The sequence below is a fragment of the Bradyrhizobium hipponense genome, assembly GCF_008123965.1.
In the GTDB taxonomy this organism is placed as follows: domain Bacteria; phylum Pseudomonadota; class Alphaproteobacteria; order Rhizobiales; family Xanthobacteraceae; genus Bradyrhizobium; species Bradyrhizobium hipponense.
In genome coordinates, this window is sequence record NZ_VSTH01000124.1 from 1 (window position 1) to 24,374 (window position 24,374).

Genomic DNA, 24,374 nt, shown 5'->3' on the forward strand with positions numbered 1-24,374 from the left:
GGACCATCCCATTAGCGGACGTGCCCGTGCTCGCTAGGCCGCATTGCGGTGAATGCATCAGCCGCGCTAAAGATACATGATGATGGCTCGCTCGATACCCACGCCTCTCTGGTTCGCGGCGGCCCTTTTTCCAATGGTTGTGTCGCAAATTGTAAGACTGCAACAATCCGATCCGGCAGCATGGATCGTTTGGGATTACGCAGGCCGCCTCGGGGCTTTGGCAGTTCTGAGCGCCATACCTGCTGCGCGGACGATAGCCTTCCGATTTGAACCACTTCGAATAGCGCGATGGGAAGTGACCATCTGGATTGTCGGCATTGTCCTCACGGACCACTATTTGGGTGGGTGGATCCGACGAACCATTAATGGAGTCCTACCTGCAACAGTGCTCGGGGCATATCCTGAAGTGCAAGGCTGGCTACATGTCGTCGATATCTTTTTTGGTCTTGGGCTAGTCGCCTTAAGTGAGGAGATCGTATTCCGCCGCTGTGCGCGTCATCTGCTCCAGAGCTATTTGGATGACGGCTATGCCTTGGTTCTCGCAACATCTTTTTTGTTTGGAGCCTATCACTGGTGGACGGGTTTCGGGAATATTGGCGAGGCTATGGTGATAGGTGGCTTGTTGATGATGTTGTACCGCCGATCCGGGGCACTTTGGCCTGCAGTTCTTGGACACTACCTGACTGACATAGTGGACTTCGCGTTTTGAAAAGGTCGCCTTTTGGCCCATCAGCGAAGTGGCGACACCTTTCATTGTCCGCTTGGTGGGGTAGAGGGGACTGACTTTGCTCACTCTGAGTTCTTCGCATTTTGACCCACAACCGACATGACGGCCGGCTATTGTGGAGCTCATTCGGAGCGCTGTCCTCTAATGTCGCGCCAGTATTCCTCCGCGACGTCGGGGTCGATTTCGATAGGCGCGGAGCTCTCAGCATAGAGGCGATCTTTGCCATCTTTTCGCGGACCTGAAATCCAGAACCTTTCTCCAGTCTCAACGTCGAAGTAGTTTGCCTTGAACCCGCTACCTTTCGGGCTTTGGAAAGTGCGCCCTCCATAGCCGATAGATTTGCCCGTCTTCGAGAACGTGACGCGCCCAATCCGCGCCGGGCCGTTCAGCGACGCTGATTTATTCTCAACATACATGATGCGCGTTTTCGGCATGCTTGAACTCGAGATGGCTAGGCGCTTGATGGCGGTTGGATAACCGCGCTCGCTCACTTCACGTTTACACCCTTTGCAGACCTATATCGTTACACCAGAGCCAAGGGTCAGTCCCCTTCAATCCAAATTCCTGCTTCGCTCAGAGTGTTGAGAATACGTTCGATGTCTTTGGGGTCCAGTTCTTCACTGTCACACAATTGATTCAACTCATCGAAGGTAATATTGCCGTTCCGTTCACCGATTTCGATGGCTCGTCGAATGATTTCCGGCACGTTCATGTTCTCTCCGTTTCAGCAGCTCTACTATACGGAGAGAGAGTCGGGTTGTGGCCCTGAGCTGAACAAAGAACGAGCCGCCGCCATGTCCGCTGTCTGCGGGAGACCGGACGTTGCATGATGGTTGCGGTGACCGCCGCTCATGGCCATCTGCCGACTTGCTAGTGCGGGCAGGCCTTATCCGCTCACAAGGGCGGAGCGGACAAGGCATGCGTTCGCCGATCGAATCCATGCGTGCACCGCTGCTTAGGAAGATGTTCACGGAGGGAGGGGAGGGCGCGCCACCGCCATGATGCAATACTGCCGGTGTTTGGCCCGACGAGTCAAACCGCTTCGTAAAATCCGAGAGGCATCGCGCCGGCCGGCATGCCATTGATAAAGCTGCCGCCGGCTACTGTGCATGGGGTTGTTTTCGCGCTTTTGGTTCGAGGTGCCGCTGCCTGGCGTCGCGGCGCGCGACCCCCTGCTAGCCTGCCTTGGCCGTGCGTGTATCCGACCGCAAGTTCTGGAAGAACTTCTCGACCTCCCGTGACAGCGTCTCCGCAGTGGCAGTGAGGCTGCTCGCCGCCGTCAGCACAGAGGACGCCGCGGTGTCGGTCTCGCCGATGGCATCGCGCAGCGAGGTGATGTTGGCAACCAAGGTCTCGTTGCCTTGCGCGGCCGATTGCGCGTTGGACGAGATCTCGCGGGTGGCGGCGTCCTGCTGGCCGATGGCCCCCGCAATCGCCGAGGTGACGTCGTTGATCTCGCGCACCGCGCCGCCGATCTCGCGGACGGCGTCGACCGCGTTGCGGGTGGAGGCCTGGATCATGGAGACGTTCTCGCCGATCTCGGCGGTGGCCTTTGCAGTCTGCCCCGCCAGCGCCTTGACTTCATGGGCGACCACGGCAAAGCCGCGGCCGGCGTCACCGGCACGCGCGGCTTCGATGGTGGCGTTGAGCGCCAGCAGATTGGTCTGCTCGGCGATGGCCTGGATCAGATTGAGCACGCCATCGATGCGCTGGGTCGCGGCGGCAAGGCTCTCGATCTCGGTGATCGATTTCTCGGTGCGCTGGCCGGTCTGCTCGACCGCGCTGGCGCTCTGCCGCACCTGCCGGCCGATCTCCACCACCGACGCCGACAGCTCCTCGGCGGCGCCTGCCACCGCGGTGACGTTGTGGGACGCCTGCTCGGTGGCATTCGCCGCCGTACCGGCGCGGCTGCTCGCATCCGCGGTGACGCGCGTGATGGTCTGCGCGGTCTCACGCATGACGGTGGCGTTGTCGGTGAGGCCGCGCATGACCGCGCCGATCGCCTCGCGAAACGTCTCGACGGACTGTTCGATGTGGCGGGCGCGCTGCTCGCGCGCGGCGGAGTCCTGCGTGACCTGCGAGGCGAGGTTGCGGTTGCGCCCCATCGCGTCCTGGAACACCTGGATGGCGCGGGCCAGCGCGCCGATCTCGTCGGCGCGGCCGCTGTAGGGCACCACGACGCTTTCGGCCCCGTCCGCAACCTGCTTGATGGTTGCGGTGATCGAGGCGAGGGGCCGCGCGATCGAGCGGGCGATGATGACGATGCCGATCACGACCAGCGCCAGCGCCACGCCACCGAGGCAGGTCAAGACGAGGGAGAGGATGCGGTTGGTCTCGGTCTGCTGCGCGATCTGCCTGGCGCGCTCGGCATAGACCTTGGACAGCGCCTCGAGATCCTTGTTCAGCGCGGAGCGCACCGAGCGGTTGGCGTCGTTGTCGCCCCATTCGCGGCCCGCGGCCGCATTGATCTCGATGCCGCGGCGCACCAGCTCCTTGCGGAAGTCGACGAACTGCTCGATGCGCTTCTTGAAGGTGGCGAACTGGGCGGCGTCGTCTGCCCTGACGATGGTTTCCCAGCGCTTCACGACGTCGAGGATCTGGCCATTGAACTTGAGCAGGCCCTCGCCGTATTTCTTCACCACGGCGGGGTCGGTCGACATATAGACGCCGCGCGACTCCATCACCACCGCATAGACCAGCGAGTTGACGCGCTCGACGTTCAGCGCGGCGGCGTTCGCCGTCTCGATCGCCCCGGCCAGTTCGGCGCCGCGGCGGCTGTTGTAGTCGGATAGCATCGCGATCGCCGCGGTGAGCAGCGCAAACAGCGCGAAGATCGCGTAGAGCCTGGCGGCAAGCGTAAACCGGCCGGCCGGGCCGGCGGCATTCCCAGATCGGTCAATGGTCATGATGTTCAGGGGCCCGGATGGCCTGGAGCGGCCGGTGAGCGCGGTTGTGTAAAAACTATGCAAAACTATGCAGAACGAAGATGGACGCAGTGTTAACGCAAGCCGCTGCAGGCGTTGGTCCTTGGTCGAACGAAACGCTTGTCATTTCAGTTGTTTGGCGTGACGCTATCGGTTCTCGGCAGTTTGAGCCTGCGGGAAGGGACGGCGTGCCGTAAACATCTGCATGCGCAGCGATCGCCAAGAGCGTATTCCCTGAGGCCAGGACGCTTTCAAGATCGATCGCCTTCGACATCGATTTGGATTCGGCCATTGGCCGACGAACCCCGGAGAGGCCTTTGGTCTATCGCCACGCCATCGACGCCACGACCTACACCTTCCCCGACCTGCGCGACCTCCTCGCCAAGGCGACGCCGCTGCGCTCCGGCGACCGGCTGGCCGGGATTGCGGCTGGCAGCGCCGAGCAGATGATTGCGGCGCGGATGGCGCTCGCGGACCTCCCGCTCGGGCAGTTCTTGCAGGAGGCCGTCGTCCCCTATGAGGCCGACGAGGTCACCCGCCTTATCGTCGACAGCCACGACGCAAAGGCCTTCGCGCCGGTGTCTGCGCTGACGGTCGGCGGCTTCCGCGACTGGCTGCTGTCCGACGCCGCAACGCCCGAGATCCTGCGCAAGCTGGCGCCCGGCGTCACGCCGGAAATGGCGGCCGCGGTCTCCAAATTGATGCGCAACCAGGACCTGATCCTGGCCGCGCGAAAATGCGAGGTTACCACGGCTTTCCGCAATACCATCGGGCTCAAAGGGCGGATGAGCACGCGGCTCCAGCCCAACCATCCCTTCGACGATGCCAAGGGCATCACCGCCTCGATCCTCGACGGCCTCCTGTTAGGGGCCGGCGATGCCTGCATCGGCGTCAATCCGGCGAGCGATGATCCGGCCGTGATCGCGCAATTGCTGCGGCTGCTCGATGAGATCATCGCGCGGCTGAAGATCCCGACCCAAGCTTGCGTGCTGACCCATGTCACGACGACGCTGTCGCTGGTCGGGCAGGGCGTGCCGGTCGACCTCGTCTTCCAGTCGGTCGCAGGCACCGAGGCCGCCAACCGCAGTTTTGGCATCGACCTCGCATTGCTCCGGGAAGCGCAGGAGGCCGGGCTGTCGCAGAAGCGCGGCACAATCGGCCAGAACGTGATGTATTTCGAGACCGGCCAGGGCTCGGCGCTGTCGGCCAATGCCCATCACGGTGTCGACCAGCAGACCTGCGAGGCGCGCGCCTATGCGGTCGCCCGCGCTTTTGCGCCGCTGCTGGTCAACAGCGTGGTCGGCTTCATCGGGCCGGAATATCTCTACGACGGCAAGGAGATCATCCGGGCGGGGCTCGAGGACCATTTTTGCGGCAAGCTGCTCGGCCTGCCGCTCGGAATCGACATCTGCCACACCAACCATGCCGAGGCGGACCAGGACGACATGGACAATCTGCTGACGTTGCTCGCTGCCGCCGGCGTCACCTTCATCATGGGGGTGCCGGGCGCCGACGACGTCATGCTAAACTACCAGTCGACCTCGTTTCACGACGCGCTCTATGTCCGCGATGTCTTCGGCCTGCGACGGGCGCCGGAATTCGACGATTGGCTGGTGCAGGCAGGCATCGCGGGCGCCGATTTTCGCCTTGCCGGCGATGCAAGCCTGCTGCCCGATTTTGCCTCGCGGCTGATCGCGTGAGGGTGGATCGGGAAAAGCCCCCGAAAATCTTTCACCGGCCGGCCTGAACCGGGGAAACCATTGGCGCGTCTTACGAATTAGTTCGCTGCCACAATATTGAGGAAATTCGGTCCCAGCGTTACGTTATGTTTCTGGTGGCCTCGTCAGTACCGTTCGTAGAATGTGGTTGGGGAAATTTCGATGCGCGCTGAAAGCAACGGAACGATCCGGCGTATTCTCTGCGTTTTCCCGCGCTACACCTCGTCCTTCGGCACTTTCGAGTACGCCTACCCCCTGACCGACGGCGTGCGTGCCTTCATGCCGCCGCAGGGGCTTTTGCTGCTCGCCGCCTATCTGCCGAAGGAATGGCAGGTCAGGTTCGTCGACGAGAACCTCCGTCGCACCACCGCGGAGGAGTTCGAATGGGCGGAAGCGGTCTTCGTCAGCGGCATGCATATCCAGCGCCAGCAGATGAACGACATCTGCCGCCACGCCCATGAATTCGATCTGCCGGTCGCACTCGGCGGGCCCTCGGTCAGCGCCTGTCCCGACTATTATCCGTCGTTCGACTATCTCCATGTCGGCGAGCTCGGCGACGCCACCAACCAGCTGATCGAGATCCTGTCGCGCGACACCTCGCGCCCCGACCATCAGGTGGTTCTGACCACCAAAGACCGAATTCCGATGACGGAGTTCCCGATCCCGGCCTACGAGCTTGCCGACGTGAAGAAATACTTCCTCGGCAGCATCCAGTATTCCAGCGGCTGCCCATATCAGTGCGAGTTCTGCGACATCCCCGGTCTCTACGGCCGTAACCCGCGCATCAAGTCGCCCGAGCAGATCATCGCCGAGCTTGACCGTTTGCGCGAATGCGGCATGACCGACACGATCTATTTCGTCGACGACAATTTCATCGGCAACCGCAAGGCGGCGATGGACCTGTTGCCGCATCTGATCGAATGGCAGAAGAAGACCGGCTATGTGATGCGGCTCGCCTGCGAGGCCACGCTGAACATCGCCAAGCGGCCCGAGATTCTGGAGAAGATGCGTGAGGCCTATTTCACCACCATCTTCTGCGGCATCGAGACGCCAGATCCCGATGCGCTGAAGGCGATGCACAAGGACCACAACATGATGGTCCCGATCCTGGAGGGTGTGCGTACCATCAACTCCCACGGCATGGAGGTGGTGTCCGGCATCATCATGGGGCTGGACAGCGACAAGCCGAATACATCCGATGTGCTGCTTGCCTTCATCGAGGAATCCCAGATCCCGCTGCTCACCATCAACCTGCTTCAGGCGCTGCCGAAGACGCCGCTGTGGGACCGGCTGGAGCGTGAGGGACGCCTGATCAACGACGACGGCCGCGATTCCAACGTCGACTTCCTGCTGCCCTATGACGACGTCGTCGCATCCTGGAAGCACTGCATGGAAGTCGCCTACGAGCCCGCGAAGGTCTATGCGCGCTTCCAGTATCAGTGCGACCACACCTATTCAAACCGCCTCAAGGTGCCGGTGTCCGATGAGATGAAGACCTGGCCCAACATCAGGCGCGCGCTCGTCATGCTGAGGAACATCTTCTGGAAGGTCGGGGTGCTCGGCAACTACAGGCGCGTGTTCTGGAAGTTCGCGCTGGGACGCATCCGGTGCGGCGATCTCGAAGGCCTGATCGGCAGCACATTGGTCGCGCATCATCTCATCACCTTTGCGCGCGCGGCCTCCAGCGGCAAGCAGAACGCGTCGAACTATTCGGTGCGGCTGCGCGAGGCCGCCGTTCCCGCCGAATGAGCGACAAGCCCGCTCCAGTTCGCCCGACCCTTGATCTGCGGTCATTCACGCCCGCGCGGGTCGCGCTCGGGCGCAGCGGCGCGAGTATGCCGACGAAACCGCTGCTCGATTTCACGCTGGATCACGCCCGCGCCCGCGATGCCGTGCACGCCGCCTTCGACGCGCCGCGGCTGGTCGCCGGGCTCGGCGAGCTCGGCCTTGCCGTCACCGAGGTGAGGAGCCGGGCGGCCGATCGCCGGGACTATCTGCGGCGGCCGGATCTCGGACGACAGCTTGATGCCGGCTCGGCCGATGCGCTGGCGCAGCTCGCCACGACGCCGTCTCCACTTGCGGTCGTGATCGGCGACGGCCTGTCGGCGGCGGCCGTGAATGGCCATGCGACCGCGGTGTTGAAGAGCCTGCTGCCCCGGCTCGCGGCCGAGCAGGCTGTCGCGGTCGGCCGTGTCGTTGTCGCCTCAGGCGCGCGCGTCGCGCTTGGCGACGAGATCGGCGCCATTCTCGGCGCGCGCATGGCCCTGATGCTGATCGGCGAGCGGCCGGGCCTGTCGGCCCCTGACAGTCTCGGCGCCTATCTGACCTTTGCTCCGAAGCCCGGGCGTACCGATGCCGAACGCAACTGCGTCTCGAACATCCACCACGCCGGGCTGAGCTCTGACGAAGCCGCCTTCAAGATCGCCTGGCTGGTGCGCGAGGGGCTGGCCCGACAGGTCACCGGCGTGGCGCTGAAAGACGAGAGCGCAGACCGCGCGCCGCGTCGAATTGGCACAGCGTCGGAAAGATGACCGAAATCGGGGGGCCAGATCGCCGCATCTTGATTGGTTTGGCCATACTTCGCCTGCTTGCGGGTCGGGGTATTGACCTGCTAAACCCCTCACGGCGATTTTCCGCGCATTTTCAAAGGGCAAGCCTCCCCATTGGTATGGCGTTTTCAAGCCGTTCGCGGGGCGCAATAAGCTCACAGACCGAGCCGATTTAGGAACTGGACAAGGCATGCTCGAAAAACACAGCGAGAGTGAGGTTCATGTCGACAAGCTCGAGCAGGGACCGGGGTCCTCCATTGCCTTCGGGCTGGAGCGCATCGGGCTGATCGCCGTCCGGGCCCCGATCGTCTCCTGCATCGTGCTGCTGGTGCTGATCGTCGGCGCCGTGTTCGGCATCTATCGGATCAAGATCGACGATTCGCTGTCGCAGCTATTTCGCTCCAATTCCCGCGAATTCCACCAATACGAAGAGGTGACGAAGAAGTTCCCGGCCGAGGAGTTCGACGTCCTGGTCGTGGTCGAGGGCAAGGACCTTTTGGCCCGAAACAACCTCGAGAAGCTGCGCGACTTCATCACCGACCTGCAACTTGTCGAGGGTACGCGCGGGCTGGTCTCGCTGTTCTCGGCGCGCCAGGCGCCGGCGCCGGGCAAGCTGCCGGCGGCGCTGTTCCCGGGCGAGCTGCCCGAGGGCGCGGCCTATGACAAGTTCATCGAAACCGTCAAATCCAACGAGATCATCCGCGGCAAGCTGTTGTCGGAGGACGGCACGCTCGCGCTGATCGTGCTCTCGCTGGATCCGGAGGTGGTCGCCTCCAACAAGCTGACCAAGACCGTCGGCGACATCCGCGCACTGACGAAAGAGGACCTCGGCGACACCGGCCTTAACGTGCAGCTTTCGGGCGTGCCGGTGATGCAGCTCGAGATCCGCAACGCGGTCGAACGCGACGGCCTCACCTACAACATCCTCGGCATTCTCGCCGGCTGCGTCATCGCCATCATCTTCTTCCGAAAAATCTCTTTCATGGTGGCGGCGGCATTCCCGCCGATGATCGCGATCCTGCTGGCGCTGGGCGCGCTCGGCTGGGCCAATTTCAATCTCAACATGTTCCTGAACGTGATGACGCCGCTCATCATGGTCATCAGCTTCTCGGATTCGATGCAGCTCACCTTCGCCGCGCGCGACCGGCTGATCGCGGGCCAGGACAAGTTCACCGCGTTCAAGAACGCGGTGCTGGTGGTCGGACCTGCCTGCGTGCTGACGCACGGCACCGCCGGCATTTCCTTCATCGCGCTCCAATTCTCCAACTCCGACCTGATCCGCAAGTTCGGCGAGGCGGGCCTCGCCGCCACCATCATCGCGCTGGTCGCGGTGCTGTCGCTGGTGCCGGTGTTCGGCGTGCTGTTCGTGCGCAACGAGAACGTCTTTGCGACCAAGTTCCAGAGTGCGGACGCCGGTGTCCAGGCGCTGCGCAATTTTTGCTACTGGATCGCGGTGCGCATGGTAGGCCGGCCCGGCCTGTTCAGTCTGATCGCGCTGCTATTCGTCGCCGGCCTCGGCGTGATCTACGCCAATCTGGAGCCGCGCTACCGGCTCGCCGACCAGGTACCGGACAAGCGCCAGGCGGTGGCCGCCAGCGACCGGCTCGACGCCAAGCTCACCGGCGCCAACCCGGTCAACGTGCTGATTCAATTCCCCAAAGGTGAATCGCTCTATTCGCCAGAGACGCTGCAGACGATCGCGGACGTGCATGCGATCGTGGAAAAGACGGCCGGTGTCGGCAACGTCTGGTCGGTCGAAACCCTGCGCCGCTGGCTTGCGGAAAAGGCCGGCAGCGCCGACGTCGCGACGCTGAAGGAATATGTGAACCTCATCCCCGAGCATCTGGTGCGCCGCTTCATCGATGCGGAGCAGGACGCCGTCGTGGTCGCAGGCCGCGTGCCGGACAAGGATTCCAGCCAGCTCCTGCCGATCGTCGAAAAGCTCGACACCGAGCTCGACGCGGTGCGCAAGAAACATCCGGGCTACGAGGTGGCGGTGACGGGTCTCGCCGCGATTGCGGCGCGCAACTCGGCCGGCATGATCGAGAAGCTGAATCGCGGGCTCACCGTGGAGTTCGCGCTGGTCGCGATCTTCATCGGCCTCGCCTTCCGCTCCTGGGTGGTGATGTTCGCCTGCATCCTGCCGGGCATCTTCCCGGTGGTGATGTCGGGCACGGTGCTGTGGGCGATGGGCGAGGGGCTGCAATTCGCCAGCGTCGTTGCGCTCACCGTCTCGTTCGGCCTGGGGCTGAGTGCGACCATCCACTTCCTCAACCGCCTCAGGCTGGAGAGCAAGCCGAGTGTCGGCTCGGGGCTCGCAGTCGAGCGTGCAACCGTGCTGGTCGGCCCGGCGCTGATCCTCACCACGGTGGTGCTGGCCTGCGGCCTCGTCGTCACCGTGTTTTCCGACCTGCCGTCGCTGCGGCTGTTCGGCTGGCTCAGCGCCTTCTCGATGGTCATGGCGCTGGTCGCCGACCTCTTCATCCTACGGCCGACGGCGATGTGGCTGATCAACCTGCACGCCAAGCTGCAGGGTGCGGACAAGCGCGCGATCTGAATCGATCGCGACGGGTGGTCATACATCAAGACAAGAAAAACCCCTGGCTCGCGAAAGCCAGGGGTTTGTTTTGATCTGAGCCGTTGGCGCGCGAAGCGCGTCAGCTCTTCGTCATCGTGATGTTGACGCCGCGGATCTCGCCCTTGGAGGAGATCTGCACCGTCTGCTTGGTGCCGTTGGTGCGCAGCGACAGGTTGGCGGCAAAGCCGTTGGCCTCGACGAACACCTCGATCTGGCCGCCGCCGGCGGTGCCCTGCAGGTTGCCGAAGATGTTGCGGCTGGCCTCGCTCCAATTGCCGGAGATGCGCTCGCCCTGGCTCGTCACGTCGCTGGTGAGGTCGAACTTGTAGCTATCGGACGCGCAGTGCAGGGCCTGCTTCAGGTTGAGGCCGCTGCCCGCAACCTTGTAGTCCGCCTTGCAGCGGATGCGCTCGGTGGAGCCGTCGGACAACGACACCGTGCCGGTGCCCGTCCACGCCCCGTCGAAGCCGGCAAACGGCCCGGACGATTGTGCATGGCCTGCCGTGACCGAGAAGAGCAGCGTAGCGCCAATTCCGACCGCCTTGATCGCCAGTCCAGATCGCCCAAAGAATCTCATCTTAAATATCCCGTTTTGGAACGGCGTCCGCTCAAGCACAGGACGTCTCGCCACATCGAAGGTTTAGTGTTCCGAGCCGGTGTCAGGTTCAAAGCCTGACCGGCGGGGACACCGGCATCGCCGAGCGCGCCCGCCGTGATCGGTATCGAGATTTCCAATGTTTCGCAGTGTTTCTGGTGGGGAAAGACGCCGACGACAGATGCAGGTCTGCAACAGCTGCCGGCAAAACGCGGGATGCCAGAATTATGACGTAGTATCAACCCCTTACATCTGCCAAGGAAGGCCCAGGGAAGACCCGATCTGGTCGGCGCGGCGCCAATTTGGCCGCATTTGCCAGCACTTGTGCCTTCTCCGATGTCGCAGTCTCCGCGGCAACTCGCCACCAGAACAATCCGTTCCCGCCGTCTGCCCTGTGCTGTCCGGGATCGGTGCGATTCTGCCGTCAGAATGAAGGAATACAATGCGTAAGCTTCTTGTCGCTCTCACCCTGCTGTCGGCATCCCTTTCCACGGCGGCGTTCGCCCAGCAAGGCCGCGGCACGGATTCCGAGCAGAAGGCCTGCACGCGCGATGTGCAGAAGTTCTGCCGTCCGGTCATCGATCAGGGCGATTTCACCGTCCTGGCCTGCCTCAAGGAGAACCGGGCCAAGATCTCGCAGGCCTGCGATCAGGTCCTGAAGAACCACAACCAGTAAGCTCGGCCGCTGGCCCACAAAAGGCGGCCCCGGGGCTGCCTTTTCGAGCCCGATCCGCAAGGGCCGCCATCGCGAGACAGGATTGGTTTTGCTGCCGTATTCCCCTATATGGGGGCCGCGGCGGCATCGCTGGCGCGAGCGAAAAAAAGCCTTCTGTCCAAACGATTGTTGATCAGCCCTCGATGACCTCTGCGAACGAATTGCGATCCGGCAAGGGTGACCGCGACGAGAATTTTCCCGTCGCGTCCTGGATCATTCATCCGCGTCATCGCGCCCTGATCTTGGCGTACTACAATTTCGTCCGGACCGCCGACGACATCGCCGACCATGCGACGCTGCCGGCCGACGAGAAGCTGGCCTATCTTGACCTGCTCGAAACGGAACTGCTCGGTAAGGGCGATACCCAGGCCGAGGCCGTCGGCCTGCGGCGTGCGCTGGCCGAACGCGGCATGGCCCCGCGCCATGCGCTCGACGTGCTCATCGCGTTCCGCATGGACGTGACCAAGCTTCGCTACGAGACCTGGGACGAGGTCATTCACTATTGCCGCTATTCGGCGATGCCGGTCGGCCGCTTCATGCTCGACGTCCATGGCGAGAGCACCTCGACCTGGGCCGCATCGGATGCGCTTTGCGCGGCGCTGCAGATCAACAACCACCTGCAGGATTGCGGCAAGGATTTTCGCGAGCTCAATCGCGTCTATCTGCCGCGCGATGCGCTGGCCGCGAGCGGCGCCTCGGTCGAGCAGCTCGCCCTGACGCAGTCGCCGCCGGCGCTGCTGGCCTGCCTGCAGGCGCTCGCTGTGCGCAACGAAACGCTTCTCAACCGGAGTAAGTCGCTCAGCGCAGAGGTGAGGGACTTCCGCCTCGGCGTCGACATCTCCGTCATCCAGGCCTATGCCGACCGCATCGTGCGCCTGCTCAAGGTGCGCGATCCCCTGCGCGAGCGGGTGCACCTGAACAAGCTCGAGCTCCTCACCTTCAGCCTTGCCGGCATGATCGGCGAAGTCGGCCGCCGCGCGATCGGGCGCAGGGCCATGACCAAACCGGGGACTGCTCATGACGCTTGAGGCGGCCTCGCCCGGCGCCAATTATGGCTCGACCGCATCCGGCAGCTCCTTCTATGCCGCGATGCGCATCCTGCCGCGCGACCAGCGCGAGGCGATGTTCCAGATCTACAGCTTCTGCCGTCAGGTCGACGATATCGCCGATTCCGACGGCCCGCGCGAGGAGCGGCTCGCCGCGCTCCAGCAGTGGCGAGGCGACATCGACGCGCTCTATCGGGGCCATCCGCCGGAGCGCCTGAAAGACTACGTCGCTTCGGTGAAGAAGTTCGGGCTGAAGCGCGAGGATTTTCTTGCCATCGTCGACGGCATGGAGATGGACGTCCCGCAGGACATCCGCGCGCCCGACATGGCGACGCTGGACCTGTATTGCGATCGTGTCGCGAGCGCCGTGGGGCGGCTGTCGGTGCGGGTGTTCGGCTTGCCCGAGGAAGACGGCATCCTGCTCGCCCATCACCTCGGCCGCGCGCTCCAGCTCACCAACATCCTGCGCGACATCGACGAGGACGCGACGCTCGGGCGGCTCTACCTGCCGCGCGAAGCCCTGCTGCATGCGGGCATCACCTCAAGCGATCCCGACCGCGTGATCGCCGAGCGCGCACTGCCGAAGGTTTGCCTGCCGCTGGCGCAGCGCGCGAAGGCGCATTTCGAGACATCGGACGAGATCATGAACCGCAACCGGCGCCGCGCGGTGCGCGCGCCGCGGATCATGTCGAAATACTATCACGCCATTCTGGACCTCCTGATCGCGCGCGGGTTCAACGCGCCGCGCGAGCCCGTGCGTGTGTCGAAGATCACACGCATTGCCATCCTGCTCCGTTACGCTTTTCTCTGATGCAAAACACAGCTCATATCATCGGCGCTGGAATTTCCGGCCTCTCCGCCGCTGTGCGGCTCGCCAATGCCGGCTTCAAGGTCGCCGTGCACGAGGCGACGCACCAGGCCGGCGGGCGCTGCCGCTCCTATTTCGACGGCGCAACCAACCTCACCATCGACAACGGCAATCATTTGCTGCTGTCGGGCAACAGTCACGCGCGGGCCTACGCACGTTCGATCGGCACCGAGGCGGGCCTGGTCGGGCCGGAGCGAGCGCAGTTTCCGTTCGTCGATCTTGCGACCGGGCAGCGCTGGCAGATCGATCTCGGTGACGGCCGTCTGCCAACCTGGGTGCTCGACGAAAGCCGCCGCGTTCCCGACACCGGGCTCACCGACTATTTGAAGCTTGCGCCGCTGATCTGGGCTTCGGAGCAGACGCTGGTCGGCAACTCCATTCCCTGCGAGGGCGTGCTTTATCAGCGCCTGGTGCAGCCGCTGCTGCTCGCAGCCCTCAACGTCGATCCGCCCGAGGGCTCGGCCGGACTTGCCGGTGCGATCGTGCGCGAGACCTTGCTCGCCGGCGGGCAGGCCTGCCGTCCGCTGATCGCGCGCGACGGCCTCAGTGCCGTGCTGATCGAGCCGGCCGTGACATTCTTGACCGAGCGCGGACACGCTGTGCAACTCGGTCACGAGCTGCGTTCCTTCGCGACCAACGACGGCAAGGTCGGCGCGCTGAATTTCGGCGGCGAGGATGTGACCCAGCTCAGCGACGGCGACGTCGTCGTGATGGCGGTGCCGCCGCGCGCGGCCTCGAACCTGCTGCCGGGCATCAAGACGCCCACCGAATTTCGCGCCATCGTCAACGCCCATTTCCGCATTGAGCCGCCGCCGGGTTCAGCTCCGATCCTGGGTGTGATCGGCGGTACCGTCGAGTGGCTCTTCGCATTCCCCAACCGGCTCTCCGTGACCATCAGCAATGGCGATCGCTTGGTCGACATGCCGCGCGAGGACCTCGCGCAGGCGATCTGGAACGATGTCTGCAAGGCCGCCGGCCTTTCCGGCGAGCTCTCGCTTCAATTGCCTCCCTGGCAGATCGTGCGCGAACGCCGCGCCACATTTGCAGCGACCCCAGCGCAGAATTCCTTACGTCCCGGGCCGGTCACCGCGCTTAAAAACCTGTTTCTTGCCGGGGATTGGACTGCTACGGGATTGCCTGCAACCATCGAGGGATCGGTTCGATCCGGCGATCGCGCCGCCGATCTGGTTCTGGCCGCCAAAGGATCCTGAAAAGCGGCCCTGACGGGTGGTTATTTGTCCCGGCCAATTCAAGCTAACTATCGGAGTAATCGAGCAAGATGGATTCCGTGAACGCGACCGCCCGCGAAGTACTGGAATCGAGCATTGCGTCGGCCACGCAAGGCGTCCTCGGCTTCCAGCAATCCGACGGCCATTGGGTGTTCGAGCTCGAAGCCGATTGCACGATTCCGGCCGAATACGTCCTGCTGCGCCATTATCTCGCAGAGCCCGTCGACACGGTGCTCGAGGCCAAGATCGGCAACTACCTGCGACGCGTCCAGGGCGCCCATGGCGGCTGGCCGCTGGTGCATGACGGCGAGTTCGACATGAGCGCCAGCGTGAAATCCTACTTCGCGCTGAAGATGATCGGTGATTCCATCGACGCGCCGCACATGGTGCGCGCGCGCGAGGCGATCCACGCCCGCGGCGGCGCCATCCAAAGCAACGTCTTCACGCGCTTCATGCTGGCAATGTTCGGCGTCGTGACGTGGCGCGCGGTGCCGGTGCTGCCGATCGAGATCGTGCTGCTGCCGTTCTGGTCGCCGTTCCACATCAACAAGATCTCCTACTGGGCGCGCACCACCATGGTGCCGCTGATGGTTATTGCCGCGCTCAAGCCGCGCGCGAAGAATCCGAAAGGCGTCGGCATCGACGAGTTGTTCCTGCAGGATCCGCGCTCGATCGGGATGACCGCCAAGGCGCCGCACCAGAGCATGGCCTGGTTCATGCTGTTTCGCGCGCTCGACGGCATCCTGCGCGTGGTCGAACCGATGTTTCCGAAGAGCCTGCGCAAGCGCGCCATCGATGCGGCGCTCGCCTTCATCGAGGAGCGGCTGAACGGCGAGGACGGCATGGGCGCGATCTATCCGCCGATGGCCAACATCGTCATGATGTACGACGCGCTCGGCAAGGACGAGAATTATCCGCCGCGCGCGGTCACGCGCCGGGGCATCGACAAGCTCCTTGTCATCCGCGAGGAGGAGGCCTATTGCCAGCCCTGCGTCTCGCCGGTGTGGGATACGACGCTGACGGCGCACGCGCTGCTCGAGGCCGGCAACGCAGAGGCCGTGCCGGCCGCCAAGCGCGGCCTCGACTGGCTGATCCCGAAGCAGGAGCTCGAGGTCAAGGGCGACTGGGCCGTGAAGCGGCCCGACGTGCGCCCGGGCGGCTGGGCCTTCCAGTACAACAACGCCTATTATCCCGATCTCGACGACACCGCGGTGGTGGTGATGTCCATGGACCGCATGCGGCGCGAGCACGGCGCCACCGGCTACGATGCTGCGATCGATCGCGGCCGGGAATGGATCGAGGGGATGCAGAGCGACGACGGCGGCTGGGCCGCCTTCGACGTCAATAATCTCGAATATTATCTGAACAACATCCCGTTCTCTGACCACGGCGCGCTGCTCGATCCGCCGACCGAGGACGTCACCGCCCGCTGCATCTCCATGCTGGCCCAGCTCGGCGAGACCGCGCAGACCAGCAAGCACGTGGCCGATGGGGTCGCCTACCTCAGGAAGACCCAGCATCCCGAGGGCTCCTGGTACGGCCGCTGGGGGATGAACTTCATCTACGGCACTTGGTCGGTGCTCTGCGCCCTGAACATGGCCGGCGTCCGCCACGACGACCCGATGATCCGGAAAGCCACTGGCTGGCTGGCCTCGATCCAGAACGCGGACGGCGGCTGGGGCGAGAACGCCGTCAGCTACCGGCTCGACTACAAGGGATGGGAGGCGGCGCCGTCGACCGCCTCGCAAACGGCATGGGCCTTGCTTGCCTTGATGGCAGCAGGCGAGGTTGATCACCCGGCCGTCGCCCGCGGGGTGGAGTACCTGATTGCAACACAAAACGAAAAAGGACTGTGGGACGAGCAGCGGTACACGGCCACAGGCTTCCCCCGTGTATTCTATCTGCGGTACCATGGGTACGCGAAGTTCTTCCCGCTGTGGGCGTTGGCGCGGTATCGGAACTTGCGGGACACCAACAGCAGGGTGGTAGGGGTCGGAATGTGACTTTGGGGACGGGGGACTATGTTACCGCGGGCAATGCCATTGATCCGCGGCCAATATTAATCGTGACTGGACTGGTTCAGGAGGCCCGCATCGCGGCAGGGCCCGGAATGGCTGTCATCTGCTCGTCCAGCAGCCCGACCCAGTTGCGCGCGCTCCTGACGGTGCTGGATCCCGAGACGATTCGCGGCGTCATTTCCTTCGGCGTGGCCGGCGGGCTCGACCCGATGCTGCGCTCCGGCGACGTCGTGGTGGCGACCGAGGTGCTGGCGGGCGATGCACGCTGGGCTGCCGGGCTGTCGCTCGGCGACGACCTCATCGAGCGTCTGACGTCAGGACGCCGCCGCGTGGTGCGGCGCAGCCTCGCCGGCGCGGAAGAAGTGGTCACCGGCCGGTCCTGCAAGGCGGCGCTGCATTCGGAGACTGGAGCTGCCGCCGTCGACATGGAGAGCCACATCGCGGCCGCCTACGCCGCCGAGGCCGGGCTGCCCTTTGCCGCGGTCCGGGTCATCAGCGACCCCGCCCACCGCGCACTGCCGGCGCTGGCCCGCGCTGCCATCAAGCCGAACGGCCAGATCGACCTTGTCGCCGTGCTGCGCGGCATCGTGCGCAATCCTGCCGCGCTGCATGGACTGGTCTCGACCGGACTCGACTTCAACCGCGCGCTGCGTAGCTTGCGCGGCTGCCGCGACTTCCTGATCGGCACCGAGCTTGCCGACAGCGCGGATTTGGTTGCCGAGACGGTGTGAGCGGCTTTATCGACTGACAGAAGAAAAGGCCCGGTCGCGATAACGACCGAGCGTTTTTCGTTCGTGCCGACTAGTGCGCTTACGCGCAATTACGGTGACAGTGCTGGACTGCACCCCTTGAATGAGACACGATAATTGCAGTGACAGGCTCATTTTGAGGATGACCTGTGGCAGCGAGAGGAAAGACCCGTCGGTTTCCGACGGCGTACGAGTTGAAAGCGATCAAGCATACTGGATGGTTTCTGATCTTTTAGCGAAAGTATCTAGTCCAGCATGGAATGAGAATCGCTCGTCCATTGGATTTCGCGAAAGCCGGGACTCCGCGCGTCGGGTACGACGACTGCCGGTGCGGCTTTCAACCGGGGCCAGCATTGCATAGTGCCACTGTTTTGCCCGACGCGTCAAACGACATTCGTAAAATACGAAATTGATGCTTGCCTTCGATTGCGCTCAAACTGACGGCGCGCCTCGAATTGCGGTGCAGCACTGCAGAATCCCCGGCCTTTGCCCGTTTGCCGCCGATTTGCTCGACGCGGCAATGGCTTACCGAACGGACATTGTGCCGTTCGGCAGTCGCGTTTCTACTGTGCATGGGGTTGTTTTTGATTTTTTTGCGGGAAGGCTAACTGACCCCAGCACGGAGGGGAGGGAGGGCCGCCTGCGCATTGAGCTGAACAAAAGAAAAGGCCCGGTCGCCATTGGCGAACGGGCCTTTTCTGTTTCGGGTGCGTAGCTCGGATGGAGCGACTTGTCCGCCGTAGCTCGAAGAGCGAAGGCGGAAGCGCAATCCGGCCTTCAACGTGGAGGGACCGTCCCGGATTTCGCTTGCGCTCCATCCGGGCTACAGGGTCATCGCGCTTACGCGGCAGTCGAAGCCTTCCGGGCGGCCTTCTGCTGGGCGGCGAGGGCTTCGTCCTTGCGGATCTCCGACAGGCGCTTCTGCACTTCGGCCGAGAAGATGTATTGCGCCGGACGCTGCTTGGACATGTCGATCTCCGGGGCCATCGGCCCCGTGGTCCTGATGCCGCGGAGCGACACCCACATCGCCTTGAGCGGGTTGTTCAGCGCCGCGGTCGCTGCCGTCGGCTCGTAGCCGCAATGGGCCATGCAGTCGGCGCACTTCTCGTACTTGCCGGTGCCGTAGGTTTCCCAGTCGGTGGTATCCATCAGCTCCTTGAAGGTCTTCGCATAGCCTTCGCCGAGCAGGTAGCAGGGCTTCTGCCAGCCGAAGATGTTGCGGGCGGGCATGCCCCAGGGCGTGCACTCGTATTCCTGGTTGCCGGCGAGGAAGTCCAGGAACAGGCCGGAATGCATGAAGTTCCACTTCTTGCCCTTGCCCAACGCAAAGACGTCGCGGAACAGCTTCTTGGTCTTCGTGCGGTTGAGGAAGTGCTCCTGGTCCGGTGCACGCTCATAGGCGTAGCCCGGCGACATCGACACGCCGACGCCGAGCTCGACGGTGAAGTCGAGGAATTTTGCGATCTCCTCGGCCGGATGGCCGTCGAAGATGGTGGCGTTGACGTTGACGGTGAAGCCGCGCGCCTTGGCCGCCTTGATCGCGGAGACGGCGCGGTCGAACACACCCTTCTGCGATACGGCCTTGTCGTGGTGGTCCTTCAGGCCGTCGAGATGCACGGAGAAGAACAGATAGGGCGAGGGCTCGAACAGATCGAGCTTCTTCTCGAGCAGCAGCGCATTGGTGCAGAGCGAGACGAACTTCTTGCGCGCCACGAGGCCGCGCACGATCTCGCCGATCTCCTTGTGGATCAGCGGCTCGCCGCCGGGAATGGCGACCATCGGAGCGCCGCACTCGTCGGCCGCATCCCAGCACTCCTGCGCCGTCATGCGGCGGTTGAGGATCGCGTCTGGATAATCGATCTTGCCGCAGCCGACGCAGGCGAGGTTGCAGCGAAACAGCGGCTCCAGCATCAGCACGAGCGGATAGCGCTTGCAGCCAAGCAGTTTCTGCTTGAGCAAATAGCCGCCGATACGCATTTCCTTGAAGAAGGGTATAGCCATTACAAGTTTCTTTCTGGGCTTGGAATTCGGATAGGTCAGCTCGCGGCCAGTTCGGCCGGAAGCCGGAATTCGATGTTTTCCTCGCGGCCCGGGAGCACCGAGACCGTCACGGGTCCGATCCGCCGCAGAGCTTCGATCACGTCATCCACCAATACCTCGGGCGCCGAGGCGCCGGCCGTGAGGCCGACGGTCCTGGCACCTTTCAACCACTCCGGATCGAGCTTGCTGCCATCGGCGATCAGATAACTCGCGACACCGGCCTCGGTGCCGATTTCGCGGAGCCGATTCGAGTTCGAGCTATTGGCGGCGCCCACCACCAAGATCACGTCGACCAGCTTGCTCAGGTCCCTTACCGCAGATTGGCGGTTCTGTGTCGCATAGCAGATATCCCGGATGTCAGGACCTTGAATATCTGTAAATCTGGCCTGAAGGGCCCCGATAATGTCCCTGGTGTCGTCGACCGACAGGGTGGTCTGGGTGATGTAGGCCACTGGCGTATCTGCAGGCAGTGTCAGGGCCTTAACCTCTTCAACGCTCTGGACCAGCAGCACCGGCCCCGGGACCTGGCCCATCGTGCCTTCGACTTCGGGATGGCCGGCATGGCCGATCAGGATCAGGGTGCGGCCCTTGGTGATGTAGCGCTTCCCCTGATTGTGAACTTTCGTGACCAGGGGGCAGGTGGCATTGAGCACCGGAAGGTCGCGTGCGGCGGCCTCTTCCTCGACGCTGCGGGCCACGCCATGGGCGCTGAACACGGTCACGGCCTTGGGCGGCACCTCGGACAGCTCCTCGACGAAGATCGCTCCTTTGTTCTTCAGGCTCTCGACGACGTACTTATTGTGCACGATCTCATGCCGCACGTAGACGGGCGGGCCGTACTTCTGCAGGGCCCGTTCCACGATCTCGATTGCACGCACCACGCCCGCGCAGAAGCCGCGCGGTTGCGCCAGATAAACTTCCATTGGCTGCCCATCACGCAAGTTGCACCAATCCGCTCAATCGCCCCAGCGGCACTCCGATACTAACCAATGAGTTGCAATATCCGCACCATCGGTTCGCGCACGCGGTAGCCGCCCACCCATTTGGAGCTTCGGCGTACGAGGGCACAGCGCTTTGTGTCAAAAAATCGGCAGCAAGGAAAGGCGGAATGCGCGCTGAGTTCCATGTGAGGCGGGTTAGCGGTATCATAGTGGGTAGCGCTACGGAAGCCAGGAGCGGCGTTTTGTCCTCACCCTCTTCGTCACTTTCCCGCCTCAACTCCCCGTCTATACCGGCCGCCCCGCATGATTTTGCCCCGCTCTCGCGCCGTTTACTTCGAACCTTGTTCCGGCGAGTGCCACTCAAAACAGCAATAGGTTTCGCCTGGGAACTCCGATAAACAGCGGGCGTTTCCGGCAAGCTGTTAACCGCAGAAAGAAAAGAAGTGCTGCAAAGCGTCGTCGTTGCCATCGTCAGGGCCTGCACCCGGTTTGCCTCCCTCGTCGTCGTCCTCGGGCTCCTGCTGGCGGTGGGAGCGGGCTACTACACGTTGCGGCACTTCGCCATCAACACCGACATCAATTCGCTGATTGCCCAGAATCTGGACTGGCGCCAGCGCGACCAGCAGTTTGACCGCTCCTTCGACCGGGATGCGACGATCACGGCCGTCGTTGAGGCCAGGACGCCGGAGATGGCGAGCGCGGCGGCGGATGCGCTCTTTGCCAAGCTGAAGGACGACAAGACCAACTTCCAGTCGGTGCAGCAGCTCGGCTCCGGCGAGTTCTTCGAGAAGAACGGACTGTTGTTCCTGCCGACCGAGGAGGTCGGCAAGATCACCGGCCAGTTCGAATCCGCGGCACCCCTGATCGAGATCATGGCCGGCGATCCCTCGATCCGCGGCCTGACCGGCGCGCTGGAAACGGGACTTGCCGGCGTCAAGCGCGGTCAGGTGAAGCTCGAAAACACCGAGCGGCCCTTCAATCTGATCGCGCAGACGGTCGAGACTGTGCTGAACAAGGGCAATGCCAGCTTCTCCTGGCGTGAGCTCGTCAGCGACGAGCCGCTGTCGGATTCGGACAAGCGCGCCTTCATCGAGTTTAAGCCGATCCTCGACTACAACGCGCTGGAGCCCGGCAAGGACGCCACCGACGCGATCCGCAAGGCTGCGGCCGAGCTGAATTTCCCGACCAAATATCAGGCGCGTGTGCGGCTGACCGGCCCGGTGCCGATCGCCAATGAGGAATACGCCACCGTACAGGAGGGCGCCGTCGTCAACGGCATTGGCACCGTGCTCGTCGTGCTGCTCATCCTGTGGCTGGCACTGCGTTCGGCGAAGATCATCTTCGCGGTGTTCATCAATCTCTTCGTCGGCCTTGCGCTGACGACTGCTGCCGGCCTGATGATGGTCGGCTCACTCAATTTGCTGTCGATCGCGTTCGCGGTGCTGTTCGTCGGGCTCGGCGTCGACTTCGGCATCCAGTACAGTGTCCGCTACCGCTCGGAGCGCTACAAGCACAACGATCTTACCGGCGCGTTGGTGCTGGCGGCGAAGCGCTCGGCGATACCATTGTCGCTCGCGGCGATGGCGACCGCGGCCGGGTTCCTCTGCTTCATCCCCACCGACTACAAGGGCATTGCCGAACTCGGCCAGATCGCGGGCGTCGGCATGCTGGTGGCCTTCATCTCCTCGATCACCGTACTGCCGGCGCTCTTGAAGCTTCTGAATCCGCCCGGCGAGCAGGAGCCGGTCGGCTACGCCTTCCTGGCGCCGCTCGATCATTTCCTGGAGAAGCATCGCGTGCTGATTGTCGGCGGCACGTTGCTGCTGGCACTCGGCGGCCTGCCGTTGCTCTATTTTATGAAGTTCGACTTCAACCCCATGAACCTGCGCAACCCGAGGGCCGAGTCGATCGCGACTTTCCTCGACCTGCGCAACGATCCCAACACCGGCGCCAACGCCATCAACGTGATGACGACGTCTGAGGAGCAGGCCAAACAGGTCGAGGCAAAGCTGGAAAAGGTGCCGGAAGTGCTGCGGGTGATGTCGCTCAACAGCTTCGTGCCGGAGGACCAGCCGCCGAAGTTGAAGCTGCTCGCGCAGGGCGCCAAGGTGCTGAACCCCGCGCTCAATCCGGACCAGATCGACGCGGCGCCCTCGGACCAGGAGAATGTCGAGTCGCTGAAATCCGCCGTCGACAATCTGCGCAGGACTGCCGGCGACGCGAAGGGCCCCGGCGCAGTCGCTTCGCGGCGGCTTGCGGATGGGCTCGAGAAGCTCGCCAATGCGGATGAGGCTACGCGCAACAAGGCGCAGGACGTGTTCGTGACGCCGATGAAGATCGTGTTCGACCAGCTCCGGAGCGCAATGCAGGCCGAACCGGTTACTCTGAAATCGCTGCCGCCTGATCTCGTCAGCGGCTGGAAGAGCAAGGACGGCGTCATCCGCGTCGAAGCACTGCCGAAGGGCGATCCCAACGACAACGACACGCTGCGTAAATTCGCGGCAGCCGTGCTCGCCGCCGAGCCGACCGCGATTGGCGGGCCGGTCTCGATCCTGAAATCCGGCGACACGGTGGTGAAGGCGTTCATCCACGCCGGCATCTACGCGCTGCTGGTGATCGGCTTGCTGTTGTGGATCACGCTGCGCCGGTTCGTCGATGTGCTGATGACGCTGGTGCCGCTTCTGGTTGCGGGCGCGGTGACACTCGAGATCTGCGTGTTAATCGGACTGCCGCTCAACTTCGCCAACATCGTCGCGTTCCCGTTGCTGCTCGGCGTCGGCGTCGCCTTCAAGATCTATTATGTCGTGGCCTGGCGCTCAGGCAGAACTAACCTGCTCCAGACTAGCCTGACGCGTGCGATCTTTTTCAGCGCGCTGACGACGGCGACCGCGTTCGGCAGCCTGTGGCTATCGAGCCATCCCGGTACGTCCAGCATGGGCAAGCTGCTGGCGCTCTCGCTGGTGACGACGCTCGCCGCCGTGCTGCTGTTCCAGCCGGCCCTAATGGGCAAACCCCGCAATCTCAGGGAGTAGGCAGATGTCGCCGACGACGTCGGCGACGCCCTTCTGACCCGGCTTGGCCGCAGCGGCGCTCTTCGGGGCTGCGGTGGCCGGCGCAGGTGCGGCGGCCGCCGTTCCTGCGGCTTTGGGCGCCGCCCCGGTGGTCTTCGGCGCGCCGCCCTTGGCGGCAGTGTTGGCGGGGCTCGCAGGGATCGGGGGGCCGACCCGCGTCCAGGTCTCGCCGCCGCAGAGGAAGCCCATCACGCAGCCCTTGATCTCGAGCTGATCGGCACCGACCGGCGTGATGGTTGCGCTGTAGAGCTGGCCATCCTTCGCGTTGTAGACCTGTCCTTCCCACTGATCGACGCCGGGCTTCTTCTTCATGTCGATCAGGGTGGGCATGCCCATTGTCGGCCTGTTCTTTTTTGACACATCGGGATTGTTTTCGTCGCGCCCGCCGGGGGCTTTCTCCCAGGCGACCGCGCCCCACATGCTGCCATTGCACTGCGCGACACGGATGTTGGCGACTTCGTCGGCAACCCGCCAGTCGCCGGTGGGATCGGCTGCAACTGCCGGGGTCAGGCATGTGAAACCGCTAGCCAGTAATATTCCGGTATAAATGGTCAAACGCATGAGTGTTCCTCGGCGATGCAACATGGTCTAAAGCTGTGCTTGCGA

General features: G+C 63.5%; 20 protein-coding genes. 13 read left to right on the top strand and 7 right to left on the bottom strand.

Features of this window, described 5'->3' with window-relative positions:
- Window positions 1-76: 76 nt before the first annotated feature.
- Entirely contained in the window at window positions 77-709 is a 633-nt protein-coding gene (locus FXV83_RS30945; RefSeq protein WP_148743373.1) for a CPBP family intramembrane glutamic endopeptidase, read from the top strand.
- Window positions 710-849: 140 nt separating this feature from the next.
- Here FXV83_RS30945 and FXV83_RS30950 read toward each other — a convergent pair whose 3' ends face one another.
- From FXV83_RS30950 to FXV83_RS30960, 3 genes are all read right to left on the bottom strand, one after another.
- Entirely contained in the window at window positions 850-1,161 is a 312-nt protein-coding gene (locus FXV83_RS30950) for a 1-deoxy-D-xylulose-5-phosphate synthase (protein ID WP_148743374.1), read from the bottom strand.
- A gap of 107 nt (window positions 1,162-1,268) precedes the next feature.
- Window positions 1,269-1,439, bottom strand: a complete 171-nt coding sequence (locus FXV83_RS30955) for an RNA polymerase sigma factor region1.1 domain-containing protein (protein WP_148743375.1) — start codon at window positions 1,437-1,439, stop codon at window positions 1,269-1,271.
- A gap of 463 nt (window positions 1,440-1,902) precedes the next feature.
- Window positions 1,903-3,633, bottom strand: a complete 1,731-nt coding sequence (locus tag FXV83_RS30960; protein ID WP_148743376.1) for a methyl-accepting chemotaxis protein — start codon at window positions 3,631-3,633, stop codon at window positions 1,903-1,905.
- Window positions 3,634-3,968: 335 nt separating this feature from the next.
- Between FXV83_RS30960 and FXV83_RS30965 the strand changes: the two genes are divergently transcribed.
- The 4 genes from FXV83_RS30965 to FXV83_RS30980 all read left to right on the top strand — a co-directional run bounded on the left by FXV83_RS30965 (window position 3,969) and on the right by FXV83_RS30980 (window position 10,475).
- A complete protein-coding gene (locus FXV83_RS30965) occupies window positions 3,969-5,351 on the top strand; it encodes an ethanolamine ammonia-lyase subunit EutB (protein WP_148743377.1) in 1,383 nt (460 codons plus the stop codon).
- A 180-nt stretch (window positions 5,352-5,531) separates the two neighbouring features.
- Complete coding sequence (locus tag FXV83_RS30970; RefSeq protein ID WP_148743378.1) at window positions 5,532-7,118, top strand: B12-binding domain-containing radical SAM protein; 1,587 nt, start codon at window positions 5,532-5,534, stop codon at window positions 7,116-7,118.
- Window positions 7,115-7,900: an ethanolamine ammonia-lyase subunit EutC gene (gene eutC, locus FXV83_RS30975; protein WP_148743379.1), complete on the top strand. Its 786-nt coding sequence runs from the start codon at window positions 7,115-7,117 to the stop codon at window positions 7,898-7,900. The genes FXV83_RS30970 and eutC overlap by 4 nt, the downstream gene beginning before the upstream one ends.
- A gap of 208 nt (window positions 7,901-8,108) precedes the next feature.
- Window positions 8,109-10,475 carry an efflux RND transporter permease subunit gene (locus FXV83_RS30980; RefSeq protein ID WP_148743380.1) on the top strand — a complete coding sequence of 789 codons (2,367 nt, stop codon included), beginning with the start codon at window positions 8,109-8,111 and terminating at the stop codon, window positions 10,473-10,475.
- Between the two features lie 100 nt (window positions 10,476-10,575).
- Here the strand turns inward: FXV83_RS30980 and FXV83_RS30985 are convergent, their stop codons facing one another.
- Window positions 10,576-11,073, bottom strand: a complete 498-nt coding sequence (locus FXV83_RS30985; protein WP_148743381.1) for a hypothetical protein — start codon at window positions 11,071-11,073, stop codon at window positions 10,576-10,578.
- 460 nt (window positions 11,074-11,533) lie between these two features.
- Here FXV83_RS30985 and FXV83_RS30995 point away from each other — a divergent pair, with 460 nt between their 5' ends.
- From FXV83_RS30995 to FXV83_RS31025, 7 genes are all read left to right on the top strand, one after another.
- Window positions 11,534-11,767 carry a hypothetical protein gene (locus tag FXV83_RS30995; protein WP_148743383.1) on the top strand — a complete coding sequence of 78 codons (234 nt, stop codon included), beginning with the start codon at window positions 11,534-11,536 and terminating at the stop codon, window positions 11,765-11,767.
- Between the two features lie 182 nt (window positions 11,768-11,949).
- Window positions 11,950-12,834, top strand: coding sequence for a squalene synthase HpnC (hpnC, locus tag FXV83_RS31000; protein ID WP_148743384.1), 885 nt, complete (start codon window positions 11,950-11,952; stop codon window positions 12,832-12,834).
- Window positions 12,824-13,663 (top strand): presqualene diphosphate synthase HpnD, encoded by an 840-nt coding sequence (hpnD, locus tag FXV83_RS31005; RefSeq protein WP_148743385.1) that lies wholly within the window; start codon window positions 12,824-12,826, stop codon window positions 13,661-13,663. Before hpnC ends, hpnD begins: the two co-directional genes overlap by 11 nt.
- Entirely contained in the window at window positions 13,663-14,931 is a 1,269-nt protein-coding gene (hpnE, locus tag FXV83_RS31010; protein WP_148743386.1) for a hydroxysqualene dehydroxylase HpnE, read from the top strand. Before hpnD ends, hpnE begins: the two co-directional genes overlap by 1 nt.
- Before the next feature lie 68 nt (window positions 14,932-14,999).
- Window positions 15,000-16,952, top strand: a complete 1,953-nt coding sequence (shc, locus tag FXV83_RS31015; RefSeq protein WP_148743387.1) for a squalene--hopene cyclase — start codon at window positions 15,000-15,002, stop codon at window positions 16,950-16,952.
- On the top strand, window positions 16,949-17,698 hold the full coding sequence (locus tag FXV83_RS31020) for a phosphorylase (protein ID WP_187436284.1): 750 nt from the start codon (window positions 16,949-16,951) through the stop codon (window positions 17,696-17,698). The genes shc and FXV83_RS31020 overlap by 4 nt, the downstream gene beginning before the upstream one ends.
- 430 nt (window positions 17,699-18,128) lie before the next feature.
- Window positions 18,129-18,431: a hypothetical protein gene (locus FXV83_RS31025; RefSeq protein WP_148743389.1), complete on the top strand. Its 303-nt coding sequence runs from the start codon at window positions 18,129-18,131 to the stop codon at window positions 18,429-18,431.
- A gap of 125 nt (window positions 18,432-18,556) precedes the next feature.
- Here FXV83_RS31025 and hpnH read toward each other — a convergent pair whose 3' ends face one another.
- Both hpnH and ispH read right to left on the bottom strand, forming a co-directional pair.
- A complete protein-coding gene (gene hpnH, locus FXV83_RS31030; RefSeq protein WP_148743390.1) occupies window positions 18,557-19,717 on the bottom strand; it encodes an adenosyl-hopene transferase HpnH in 1,161 nt (386 codons plus the stop codon).
- Window positions 19,718-19,752: 35 nt separating this feature from the next.
- Window positions 19,753-20,679: a 4-hydroxy-3-methylbut-2-enyl diphosphate reductase gene (ispH, locus tag FXV83_RS31035; RefSeq protein WP_148743391.1), complete on the bottom strand. Its 927-nt coding sequence runs from the start codon at window positions 20,677-20,679 to the stop codon at window positions 19,753-19,755.
- Window positions 20,680-21,140: 461 nt separating this feature from the next.
- Between ispH and hpnN the strand changes: the two genes are divergently transcribed.
- Window positions 21,141-23,729, top strand: a complete 2,589-nt coding sequence (hpnN, locus tag FXV83_RS31040; protein WP_148743392.1) for a hopanoid transporter HpnN — start codon at window positions 21,141-21,143, stop codon at window positions 23,727-23,729.
- On the opposite strand, the gene FXV83_RS31045 is transcribed toward hpnN, so the two are convergent.
- Window positions 23,697-24,329, bottom strand: a complete 633-nt coding sequence (locus FXV83_RS31045; RefSeq protein ID WP_187436285.1) for a DUF2147 domain-containing protein — start codon at window positions 24,327-24,329, stop codon at window positions 23,697-23,699. The genes hpnN and FXV83_RS31045 overlap by 33 nt on opposite strands.
- Between the last annotated feature and the right edge of the window lie 45 nt (window positions 24,330-24,374).